The organism is Pseudomonas sp. CFII68, assembly GCF_000416195.1.
Classification (GTDB): domain Bacteria; phylum Pseudomonadota; class Gammaproteobacteria; order Pseudomonadales; family Pseudomonadaceae; genus Aquipseudomonas; species Aquipseudomonas kilonensis.
Window position 1 is genome coordinate 1 of sequence record NZ_ATLN01000038.1, and the last position, 11,097, is coordinate 11,097.

Annotated in this window: 10 protein-coding genes; 6 read left to right on the forward strand and 4 right to left on the reverse strand. The window is 59.2% G+C overall.

All coding sequences use genetic code 11. From position 1 onward, the window contains the following. Positions 1–120: 120 nt before the first annotated feature. The 3 genes from CFII68_RS20050 to CFII68_RS20040 all read right to left on the reverse strand — a co-directional run bounded on the left by CFII68_RS20050 (position 121) and on the right by CFII68_RS20040 (position 2,941). Positions 121–678, reverse strand: coding sequence for an L-threonylcarbamoyladenylate synthase (locus CFII68_RS20050; protein WP_018603585.1), 558 nt, complete (start codon positions 676–678; stop codon positions 121–123). A gap of 61 nt (positions 679–739) precedes the next feature. Continuing rightward, entirely contained in the window at positions 740–1,834 is a 1,095-nt protein-coding gene (gene dprA / locus CFII68_RS20045; protein ID WP_018603587.1) for a DNA-processing protein DprA, read from the reverse strand. An 81-nt stretch (positions 1,835–1,915) separates the two neighbouring features. Next, entirely contained in the window at positions 1,916–2,941 is a 1,026-nt protein-coding gene (locus tag CFII68_RS20040; RefSeq protein WP_018603589.1) for a LysM peptidoglycan-binding domain-containing protein, read from the reverse strand. Between the two features lie 169 nt (positions 2,942–3,110). On the opposite strand from CFII68_RS20040, the gene def reads away from it, so the two are divergent. From def to CFII68_RS20010, 6 genes are all read left to right on the forward strand, one after another. Then, positions 3,111–3,617: a peptide deformylase gene (gene def / locus CFII68_RS20035; RefSeq protein WP_003196300.1), complete on the forward strand. Its 507-nt coding sequence runs from the start codon at positions 3,111–3,113 to the stop codon at positions 3,615–3,617. Between the two features lie 71 nt (positions 3,618–3,688). Beyond that, on the forward strand, positions 3,689–4,648 hold the full coding sequence (gene fmt, locus CFII68_RS20030; RefSeq protein WP_018603595.1) for a methionyl-tRNA formyltransferase: 960 nt from the start codon (positions 3,689–3,691) through the stop codon (positions 4,646–4,648). Next, the gene (rsmB, locus tag CFII68_RS20025) at positions 4,645–5,955 is read left to right on the forward strand and encodes a 16S rRNA (cytosine(967)-C(5))-methyltransferase RsmB (protein WP_018603597.1); all 1,311 of its coding nucleotides are present in this window, start codon (positions 4,645–4,647) and stop codon (positions 5,953–5,955) included. Before fmt ends, rsmB begins: the two co-directional genes overlap by 4 nt. Before the next feature lie 24 nt (positions 5,956–5,979). Beyond that, entirely contained in the window at positions 5,980–7,353 is a 1,374-nt protein-coding gene (gene trkA / locus CFII68_RS20020; RefSeq protein ID WP_014335854.1) for a Trk system potassium transporter TrkA, read from the forward strand. 169 nt (positions 7,354–7,522) lie between these two features. Further along, positions 7,523–7,834, forward strand: a complete 312-nt coding sequence (locus CFII68_RS20015) for a tetratricopeptide repeat protein (RefSeq protein ID WP_018603601.1) — start codon at positions 7,523–7,525, stop codon at positions 7,832–7,834. A 380-nt stretch (positions 7,835–8,214) separates the two neighbouring features. Next, positions 8,215–8,457: a hypothetical protein gene (locus tag CFII68_RS20010; RefSeq protein WP_018603603.1), complete on the forward strand. Its 243-nt coding sequence runs from the start codon at positions 8,215–8,217 to the stop codon at positions 8,455–8,457. Positions 8,458–8,568: 111 nt separating this feature from the next. On the opposite strand, the gene CFII68_RS20005 is transcribed toward CFII68_RS20010, so the two are convergent. Further along, positions 8,569–10,761: a P-loop ATPase, Sll1717 family gene (locus tag CFII68_RS20005; protein ID WP_256211709.1), complete on the reverse strand. Its 2,193-nt coding sequence runs from the start codon at positions 10,759–10,761 to the stop codon at positions 8,569–8,571. Positions 10,762–11,097 lie beyond the last annotated feature (336 nt).

Genomic DNA, 11,097 nt, shown 5'->3' on the forward strand with positions numbered 1-11,097 from the left:
ACAGGCCATGCTCTGTGGAGGCAGATCTCCCGCAGGCCATGCTCTGTGAAAGTAGGCCTCACTCCCACAGGTTTTACTCTGTGGGAGCAAGGCTTGCCCGCGATGAACGATGACGCGGTATCAGTCCGGGCGCACGACCTTGCCAGTAGCGAGGTCGCGAATCACGCTGGGGTTCCTGCGCCCGCCCAGGTTGCCGCCCAGCACCAGGTCGATCTGCCCGCGGAAATACTGCTCGACGCGAATCCGCGTGCGCGCCGCCGGGCGTCCTTGGGGGTTGGCCGAGGTGGACACCAGTGGCCCGACCAGCGAGCACAAATCGCGTACGGTGGGATGATCGCTGACCCGCAGCGCGACGGTGTCGTGTACCCCGGTGATCCATTCCGGCAGCAGGTTCTGGTGCGGCACCAGCCAGGTGTTGGGCCCCGGCCAGGTGCTGGCCATGCGGTCCATCCAGGTTTCGGGGAAGTCTTCGAACAGAAAGTCGAACTGGTGGATGTTATCAGCCACCAGGATCAGGCCTTTGTCGGGCAGCCGCGACTTGATCGCCAGCAGGCGTTCCACCGCCTCCTCGTTCCACGGGTCACAACCCAGGCCCCAGACCGCTTCGGTTGGATAGGCAATCACCGCCCCGGCGCGAATTTCTCGCGCGGCTTGTTGCACACGCCAACTGTTGACCATGAAAGATTCTCCCGCAACGCAAATAAGGCTGTGGGCAGTTTACCGATCTTCCCCATAAAACCTAGCGTGCAAACCAGCGTCCGTTGTCACAGGTGGCGCGGCCTTCCATCTCCAGTTCGGTCAACGCCGCCAGCACTTTGGGCAAGCCCCAGCCACTGGCGTCGGCCAGCGCCTCACTGCTCAGCGGCGCGGCATGCAGCAGGCGCAGCAGCGGATGGGTCACGGGCACGGGCTCCGAGGCCGGCGACAACCGCTGCCAGCCGCGCAGCGCTTCGAGGATGTGCTCGACGGTTTCCACCAGCGCCGCACCGTCGCGGATCAACTGATGGCAGCCCCGGGCTCCGGGGTGATGGATCGATCCGGGAATGGCATACACCTCGCGGCCCTGTTCCGCCGCCAGTCGCGCGGTGATCAGCGAACCGCTGGCGACACTGGCCTCCACCACCAACACCCCCAGGGACAAACCGCTGATGATCCGGTTGCGCCGCGGAAAGTTGCTGGCATGGGGCGGCGCGTCCAACGGGAACTCCGACAACACCGCGCTGCCCTGGGCAATCATCGCGTCCGCCAGCCGACGATTGCGCTGTGGATAAAAATTTTCCAGGCCGGTGCCCAACACGCCGACGGTGCGCCCGCCAACGTCCAACGCCGCCTGATGGGCCGCCGCATCGATGCCCAGGGCCAGGCCGCTGGTGATGACAAAACCGGCCCCGGCCAAGCTTCGGGAAAACGCTGCCGCAGTGTCCATGCCGGGGCGTGATGCCCGGCGACTGCCGACCATCGCCAGCTGGGGTTTTTCCAGGATCGAGGGGTCGCCAGCGACGAACAGCAGCGGCGGCGCGTCGCTGATCTGCGCCAGCAGCGCCGGGTAGTCGGGTTGGTCCCACATCAGTAAATGCTGGCCCGCACGCTCCAGCCAGGCCAATGCATGGGCGGCGCCGTCACGCACATCCGGGTTGCGCCGCGCCTCGGCACAGGCCAGCGGCAAGCCCAGCGCGCGCCAGGCGCTGGCCGGTGCACTGATGGCCTTGGAGGCCGAGCCGAAGGCCTCCATCAGCGTCATGAAACGTTTGGGTCCCAGCTCCGGCAAGCGGTGAAGGCGTAGCCGGGCCTCCAGTTCCGCAGGGGAAACCGGCGCAGATTCAGGCAGTGGCATGTGATCAATCCTTGATCGTTATGAGCCCCGTTCAAACGGGAACAAGCTGTGGATAACTCTGTTGGTAACTTGTGAGACCCGTTACGGATTACGGACCTTGTCAAGCACCGCCAACGAGCGCGATGCGTACAGCACCAGGCCATAGCTGAGCTTGTCGTAGGTGCGGAAAACCATCAGCAGGCCGGCCCGCTCGTCGGGGATCTTCACCCGCTCGCCCGTGATACGGTCGCGTACGGTTTCACCGGTCTTCATCACCGCCAGCACATTGCCTTCGGCCAGCCCGTCGCGCCGGCCCTTGTTCAGGGTGACCACGTCCAGCGCACCGATCTGGGTCACGCCCCGGGGCACGTCCAGGATCAACCCGTGGATGTCTGATTTCGGCGCGCTGGGCATGAAGGTCGAATTGATCGAGCGCTCTTCGCCGCTGAACAGGCGATCACCCAGGCGCACTTCCTGGGTGGTGCGTTGCAGGGCCAGGGTGGTGACATCGCCCTCGCTGGCGACCACCTCGCCGCCGCCGATGTCGTCGGCGTTGATGCCCAGGAATTCCTTGGTCTCGGGGTCGGTGTAGACCTTGCCCTGGCGAAAGATGCCGTACGCCGTCTGGTTCGTATCGAACGAGCCACGGGCAAAGACCCGATCCCCCATGCCGCTGAGCACCCGTTCGGCATTGCCGGCGACGACGTAGGGGGCCTTGTTGAAATCCTCAGGTGTGTCGACGATGCGGTTGCTCAGCAGGAAGCTGTTGATGGCTTGCAGCGGAATGCTCGGGATGGCGTCGGCCACTGGCGAACTGCGAATGCGCGGCGACAGCTTGATGGTGCCGCGCGAGGTGCCGCGATTGAGGGTCAGGCGCGGCTGGCCGTTGACGTAGACCAGCGACAGGGTGTCGCCCGGATAAATCAGGTTGGGGTTTTCGATCTGCGGGTTGGCCTGCCACAGCTCCGGCCATTTCCACGGCTCGCGCAGGTACTTGCCGGAAATGTCCCACAGTGTGTCCCCCGTCACCACCGTGTATTGCTGGGGAAAACCTTCCCGAAGTTGCACTTGCCCGTGCGCGATACCGGCCGAGGCCAGGAGCAGCAGGGCGAGTAGTGATTTCCTCATGCGGTGAATCCCTTTATTATGTGCGTTCGCGTAAAACGCCAGAGCCCCCGTGGCTCGCTGCTTAAGGAGCTATTCTCCACAAGCGCATCGTTTTACAACGGTAGCCTGCATCCCAAGACACGCCAGGCCAGCCACCCGACTTTACCTCACACGTGCATTTATCAAGCTTATGGCCATTTTGAACATTCTCGAATTTCCGGACCCGCGCCTGCGCACTATCGCCAAACCGGTGGCCGTAGTGGACGACGAAGTGCGTCAGTTGGTCGATGACATGTTTGAAACAATGTATGAAGCGCCAGGCATCGGCCTCGCCGCGACCCAGGTCAACGTGCACAAGCGTATCGTCGTCATGGACCTCTCCGAAGACCGCAGCGAACCGCGGGTGTTCATCAACCCCGAGTTCGAAACCCTGACCGACGAGATGGACCAATACCAGGAAGGCTGCCTCTCGGTGCCGGGTTTCTACGAAAACGTCGACCGCCCACAGAAGGTCAAGATCAAGGCCCTGGACCGTGACGGCCAGCCTTATGAACTGATCGCCGAAGGTTTGCTGGCGGTGTGCATCCAGCACGAGTGTGACCACCTCAACGGCAAGTTGTTCGTGGATTACCTGTCGACCCTCAAGCGTGACCGCATCAAGAAAAAACTGGAAAAACTTCATCGCCAGAATGCTTGATGCCCCCCTTCAAAGGCTTGCCGCGGCAAGCCTTTTTCTTTTTGCGACTGCTTTGTAATTGAGAGCTACCCATGACTGAGCCACTGCGCATCGTCTTTGCCGGCACTCCCGAATTTGCCGCCGAACACCTCAAGGCCCTGCTGGCCAGCCCCCACGAAATCGTCGCGGTCTACACCCAGCCGGACCGGCCGGCCGGTCGCGGGCAAAAACTGATGCCCAGCCCGGTCAAGCAGCTGGCCCTGGAGCACGGCATCGAGGTGTTGCAGCCGCCGACCCTGCGCGATGCGCAAGCCCAGGCCGAACTGGCGGCGCTCAAGCCGGACTTGATGGTGGTGGTCGCCTACGGCCTGATCCTGCCGCAAGTGGTGCTGGACATCCCGCGCCTGGGTTGCATCAACAGCCACGCTTCGCTGCTGCCGCGCTGGCGCGGTGCCGCGCCGATCCAGCGCGCCGTGGAAGCGGGCGATGCCGAGAGCGGCGTGACCGTGATGCGCATGGAGGCCGGCCTGGACACCGGGCCGATGCTGCTCAAGGTCAGCACCCCCATCAGCGCCGAAGATACCGGTGGCAGCCTGCACGACCGCCTCGCGCTGATCGGCCCGCCAGCGGTGGTCCAAGCCATTGCCGGCCTGGCCGCTGGCACCTTGGAAGGCGAAGTGCAGGACGACAACCTCGCCACTTACGCGCACAAACTGAACAAGGACGAAGCCCGCATCGACTGGAGTCGCCCAGCCGTTGAGCTGGAGCGCCTGGTGCGGGCCTTCAACCCTTGGCCGATCTGCCACAGCACCTTGAACGGCGAAGCCCTGAAAGTGCTGGCGGCCAGTTATGCCGAAGGGAAGGGCGCACCCGGTGAAATCCTCAGCGCCAGCAAGGATGGCCTGGTCGTGGCCTGCGGCGAGCAGGCGCTGTGCCTGACGCGCCTGCAACTGCCCGGTGGCAAGGCACTGAATTTCAGCGACCTGTTCAACAGCCGCCGTGAGAAATTTGCCGTCGGCACCGTCCTCGGCCAAGCGACGGACGCCTCATGAACCCGCGTCTGGCCGCCGCCAAGGCACTTGCCGCCGTCCTCAGCGGCAAAGCCTCCCTCAACAGCTCCCTGCCGACCCAACTGGACAAGGTCGAAGACCGTGATCGCGGCTTCACCCAAGACCTGGCGTTCGGCACCGCCCGTTGGCAGCCGCGGCTGTCGGCCCTCGCGGCCAAGCTGCTGCAGAAGCCGTTCAAGGCCGCCGATGCCGACGTCGAGGCGCTGCTGCTGGTGGGGCTCTATCAACTGCTCTACACCCGCGTCCCGGCCCACGCCGCCATCGGCGAAACCGTGGGCTGCGCCGACAAGCTGAAGAAGCCCTGGGCCAAGGCCCTGATCAATGCCGTGTTGCGCCGCGCCCAGCGGGAAAGCGAAACCCTGCTGGCCGAGCTGGAGCACGACCCGGTGGTCCGCACGGCGCACCCGCGCTGGTTGCAGAAATCCCTCAAGGCCTTCTGGCCCGAGCAATGGGAAGCCATCTGCGCCGCCAACAATGCCCACCCGCCGATGATCCTGCGGGTCAACCGTCGCCACCATAGCCGCGACGCCTACCTGGCGTTGCTGGGCGAGGCGGGCATCCCGGCCATCCCGTGCCCGTACAGCCGCGACGGCATCGTCCTGGAAACCCCGGGCGATGTGCGTGCCTTGCCAGGCTTTGCCGAGGGCTGGATCAGCGTCCAGGACGAAGCCGCCCAACTGGCCGCCGACCTGCTGGAACTGGCGCCCGGCCAACGGGTGCTGGACGCCTGCTGCGCGCCGGGTGGCAAGACCTGTCACATCCTCGAGGCCGAGCCTAAGCTGGCTGGCGTGGTGGCGGTGGACCTGGAAGCCAAGCGCCTGGTGCGCGTGAAGGAAAACCTCGAGCGTCTGGGCCTGGAGGCCGAGCTGATCGCCGCCGACGGCCGCGACACCGCGACCTGGTGGGACGGCAAGCCGTTCCAGCGCATCCTCCTCGACGCCCCATGCTCGGCCACCGGCGTGATCCGCCGCCATCCGGACATCAAGCTCACCCGCCAGCCGGACGACATTGCCGCGCTGGCCGTGTTGCAGGGCGAACTGCTCGATGCCCTTTGGCCAACCCTGGAAGTGGGCGGCATGCTGCTCTACGCCACCTGCTCGACCTTGCCGACCGAGAACACCGACGTGATCGAAGCCTTCCTCGCCCGCACCCCAGGCGCCCGGGAGCTGGACATTGCCAGCCAGGCCGGCCTGAAGCAGCCTCACGGCCGGCAGTTGCTGGCCCAAGAGGGCGGACATGATGGGTTCTATTACGCCAAGCTGATCAAGATCGCCGCCGCACGCGGTTAAGACCGATTCGATAGGAGTGACTGGATGAAAATCATCATCCTCGGCGCAGGACAAGTCGGCGGTTCGCTGGCGGAACACCTGGCCAGCGAGGCCAACGACATCACCGTGGTCGACACCGACGGCGAACGCCTGCGCGACTTGGGCGACCGACTCGACATCCGCACCGTGCAAGGTCGCGGCTCGTTGCCGACGGTACTGCGTCAGGCCGGCGCCGACGACGCGGACATGCTGGTGGCCGTGACCAACAGCGACGAAACCAACATGGTCGCCTGCCAGGTCGCCCACACGCTGTTCCACACCCCGACCAAGATCGCCCGGGTGCGCGAAGCGTCCTACCTGACCCGCGCCGACCTGTTCGACAACGAAGCGATCCCGGTGGACGTGCTGATCAGCCCCGAGCAGGTGGTGACCAACTACATCAAGCGCCTGATCGAGCACCCCGGCGCCTTGCAGGTGATCGACTTTGCCGAAGGCAAGGCACAACTGGTGGCGGTCAAGGCCTACTACGGCGGGCCGCTGGTGGGCCAGCAACTGCGCCAGTTGCGCGAGCACATGCCGAATGTGGATACCCGCGTTGCGGCGATTTTCCGCCGTGACCGGCCGATCCTGCCCCAGGGCGACACGGTCATCGAAGCCGACGACGAAGTGTTTTTCATCGCCGCCAAGGCGAATATTCGCGCAGTCATGAGCGAAATGCGCCGCCTGGACGAGAACTACAAGCGCATCGTCATCGCCGGTGGCGGGCAGATCGGCGAGCGCCTGGCCGAAGCCATCGAAAGCCGCTACCAGGTCAAGATCATCGAGATGAACCCGGCGCGCTGCCGCTACCTCTCCGACACCCTCGACAGCACCGTGGTGCTGCAGGGCAGTGCCTCCGACCGCGACCTGCTGCTGGAAGAAAACATCGCCGACGCCGACATCTTCCTGGCCCTGACCAACGACGACGAAGCCAACATCATGTCGTCGCTATTGGCCAAGCGCCTGGGGGCGAAGAAGGTCATGACCATCATCAACAACCCGGCCTACGTCGACCTGATCCAGGGCGGCGACATCGACATCGCCATCAGCCCGCAACTGGCAACCATCGGCACCTTGCTGGCCCACGTGCGCCGCGGCGACATCGTCAGCGTCCACTCCCTGCGCCGCGGCGCGGCCGAAGCCATCGAGGCCATCGCCCACGGCGACGCCAAGTCCAGCAAAGTGATCGGCAAAGCCATCCGCGACATCGGCCTGCCACCCGGCACCACCATCGGCGCGATCATCCGCGACGAACAAGTGCTGATCGCCCACGACGACACCGTGATCCAGACCGGCGACCACGTGATCCTGTTCCTGGTGGACAAGAAGCACATTCGCGACGTCGAGAAGCTGTTCCATGTGGGGTTGAGTTTCTTCTGACCACCACGGATCGTTCCCACGCTCTGCGTGGGAATGCCTCTACGGACGCTCTGCGTCCCCTCAAGAGCCGAACGCAGTCTGTTGGAGATCTGTGGGAGCAAGGCTTGCCCGCGATTGCTATCGAACTCCCAACCCATCAATCACTGACACAATTGATAAGGACGCCCCCATGCTCGACTCCCTGGAAAAAATGCTCGCCAAGGGCATGGACAACGCCCTACTGCGCTTCGGCCTGGGCAAAGGCTACCTAGACCTAGGCGAATTCCCCCGCGCCGCCGAACACCTCCAACGCTGCGTCGAATTCGACCCCAAATACTCAGCCGCCTGGAAACTCCTAGGCAAGGCCCACCAAGGCCAAGGCAACCTACCGGCAGCCCGCCAAGCCTGGCAACAAGGCCTTGAAGCCGCCCGAGCCCACGGCGACAAACAGGCCGAAAAAGAAATGACCGTGTTCCTCAAGAAGCTGAATCGCCACCCCTGAGCGCCACGCACCTGTGGCGAGGGAGCTTGCTCCCGCTTGAGTGCGCAGCACTCACAAAAAAGCCCCCAATCCACTGCCAATCCGCTAAAAGCTCAGCCAGCGCAAAATCTGTGGGAGCAAAGCTTGCTCGCGATAGCGATAGACCAGCCAAACCCGTTATCGACAGACCCGCCCCAATCGCGAGCAAGCTTTGCTCCCACAGGATTTGCGGCTGAACTGACCGGCATTCCCCGCTCCCTGGTCCAGTAAAATGAAACAATCTGAACCCAATCCGCTCGCTGTAGTGACGCGCTAGTCAGCATCGAGGCGCAGGTAAACGGCGGCTCGGCCCGCAACGCACCCTCTCGACACTGATCATCAAGACCTGACTGGAACCGTACATGCCCGAAATTACTCAATTGGTTATTGCCTTGGTGTTGTCCTTTTTGCTCGATAAGTTTCTCAAGCCGTATCTGCTACGCAAGTGGCTAGGCGTGGTGATGGTGGTCGCGGGTGCGGTTGGCTGCGTTTTGGCCGGTCAGACCCGCTTGTTGGGGTTTGATCTGGGGTTGTTGTCGGTTTTTGCCGTGCCGATAGGGATGGGGTTGTTCATGAAGCGGCGGCGGTTTGAGGAGGGTGGCTGAGGAGAAGACGGGGGACAGACTGAATATCAGAATAAATCCGCCCCTTATTCCTCGAGGGAAGTTGCACAAAGTTTGAGGAAGTCAGCTCGTTGGTTTTTTACCCCAATCTTTCTACCCACGTTTTATATTCGTTGATTTTTTTCGTGCCCTAGTACTTTTTAAGCCAAGATAATTAGTCTCATACGTTGTAAGTAAATTCCACATTTGTCGATCTACGACATCGTGCTTTTCAGGACTCCTAAGTTTTTGAAGCAGTCTGCTAATGAACTTTGCAGGGAGCTTCACAATCAAGCATTGATGAGAACTATGCATCTCCTTCGTCCAATCTAAGTCTTTTCCCGCGATAAGATTTTCACTTTCATCCCTGTTAATAATAAATCCTAGCTTTCCGTATGAACCTGTCAGATATGATTGTAATTGACGGTATTCATCCGGCCCCAATTCTTGATAATTTTTTGCATCAAAAACGACGTTTCTACTTTTATAGTCAAGTAGAACTCTACTCCAGAAATCCGACTTGCCTCGATTGGTTCCAATGATATCTCTACGCTGTACTGCCGCACCATTTGGATGCAGCTGTAGTCCAACAAGATGAGCGGCGAAGATGACTTTCAACGCTTCAAGACTCCATAGCTCAAAATCGCGATCACCTTCTCTTCCCAATGGGATTTTATCAAGTTGAGAAACGATTTGACCTATTTTTGTGTTTCTGATTTTCGGATTGAGTGAGTCAACTTTAATGTCATACTCATCATTTATCTCTTCTGCTTCTTCCGGCGCTAATGCGTTACGGCTTAGATTTAAACCCAGCCAGTAGCAGGGGTGAACAAGGATTCTGTCTATGCTCTCGAATCCCTTGTCAGGAGTTCGACCATCATGGCAAAAAGAGTAAGAGGAAAGATTTTGATCGTGCAGACCGATGAAGCCGATACTGTAGAGCGACTGTAGGAGTCCGGTAGAACCTAGTAAGCGGGCCTCTGCTAAGGAAGCTTGATCATCACCATCCTCTAATGATTCGGTTGCGTGATCGATTTTTGCCAAGGCTGCCATCACAGATAACTCAGGTTCCGCATTTTTAAATGCACTCGTAACTACCTGAATAGGAGGGAATATTTTTTGGTACTCTTTCCATAAATCTTCGAGTCTAGCTACGGAAATAGACTTTGCAGCATATTCTAAATCTTCGAGTATTGCTGTGTCTCGTCCGTGTCTAAATGAACAGAAAAACGATTCATTTAGCAGGGACAGTAAGTCCCTTGGGCGGTACAGCGTAAACTGTAGGCATCTTTTGAATCCATCCCGCCCTTGCAGTTCTCCTGCCGTGCATCGATCCCAAACCCGCTGGTCCTTTTCAACGTCGAGTTTAAAACTCAGTTTCATCCTGGTTGCTGCCAATTGCAAAAGAAGGGCCCAATCCCAGTGCAATCGTATTACTTGGCCCTCTAAATTCCTTGAGTAATCTGGATCTTCTTTTGCGAGCGCCCTGAATACATTGTCACGTAAAAAAATTATAGGCCTAATCAACTCCGATTTTTGATTTAGCTCTACAGCGGCATAAGCTAATCCCGCAATAATACCGATACCAATCGCATCTGGCTCATAACCTTCGTCAAGTCTGTCCATCAGTATCACTACTCGTCTATCAGCCTTGTGCAAAATTTTCAACACAAGATCTTCAACCATGCTGAGGTCCAAGTTGAATGGGAGATCCCCTATAGCCTCTTCGGGCGAATCGACCGACAAAAAAGCTTTCGCTATCCTTCTGCACTTGGTTAGAAAAGGCGCTTGCGAATCATTCCAACGATCCACATGCTCCCTTAAATTTCCTTCTTTAGTCACAAGATCAGAAAGTTTGTAGTGCCTAGAGATATAGCTGGCGACCTCCATCAACATTGCATATCGCCAGAGCATTTTAGTCGCGGCCCGAGAAAGAACGAATGAGTTAGAAAAAGGGCGTAATAGCGACCGAAACCCTATGATTTCAGTGTCGTCTGGAGAAAAAGTGAGCGTTATCACTTTTTTATCTTTAACCCAGTGTTTTTTTAAGTTTATAAAAAGCGCGCTTTTTCCCGTTCCTCGCCGACCGACAACTACAGTTCGATCATCAGACTCTACTAACGCTCGAAAATCAGGAGTTTCAATGAAGGCATTCGACAGCATCCTGTCGTCATTTTCTGCCGTTGTATCGCCTAGCGGATTCGTACGCACAACTGAGGCTGGTGCTGTCACTTGATCGTCTCCTTGGCTTATTTTTTTTTCCATAACATTGACGGTCAGCAGTGGTCGTTGACGCCGAGAACTCATTTCATTCCCCCCAAAAACCGGCACCGCCCGAGGTTTCTATTTCTGTCGCAATTGCAGGTCCGCTTTACACAATAGCCCTACGACATTCACCCCTACAAGCCCTAGAAATTTAGAGAATGCTGATCCCAAGATGATGTCCTTCGCAGAGTTACCGGCCGCTAGGAAAGACGGTGGCGAGATATCTTGAAAAGAATTTGAGGACATATTGGGGTTACTCGCCCGCTTCTGCGGATGAAAAAACCAAAACCCGACGCAAGACGTCGGGTTTTTCGTCGGGAATGATTACTACTGCCGCGGCTCCACGTTTATCCAACACCCGATTCGCCAACAACGAAC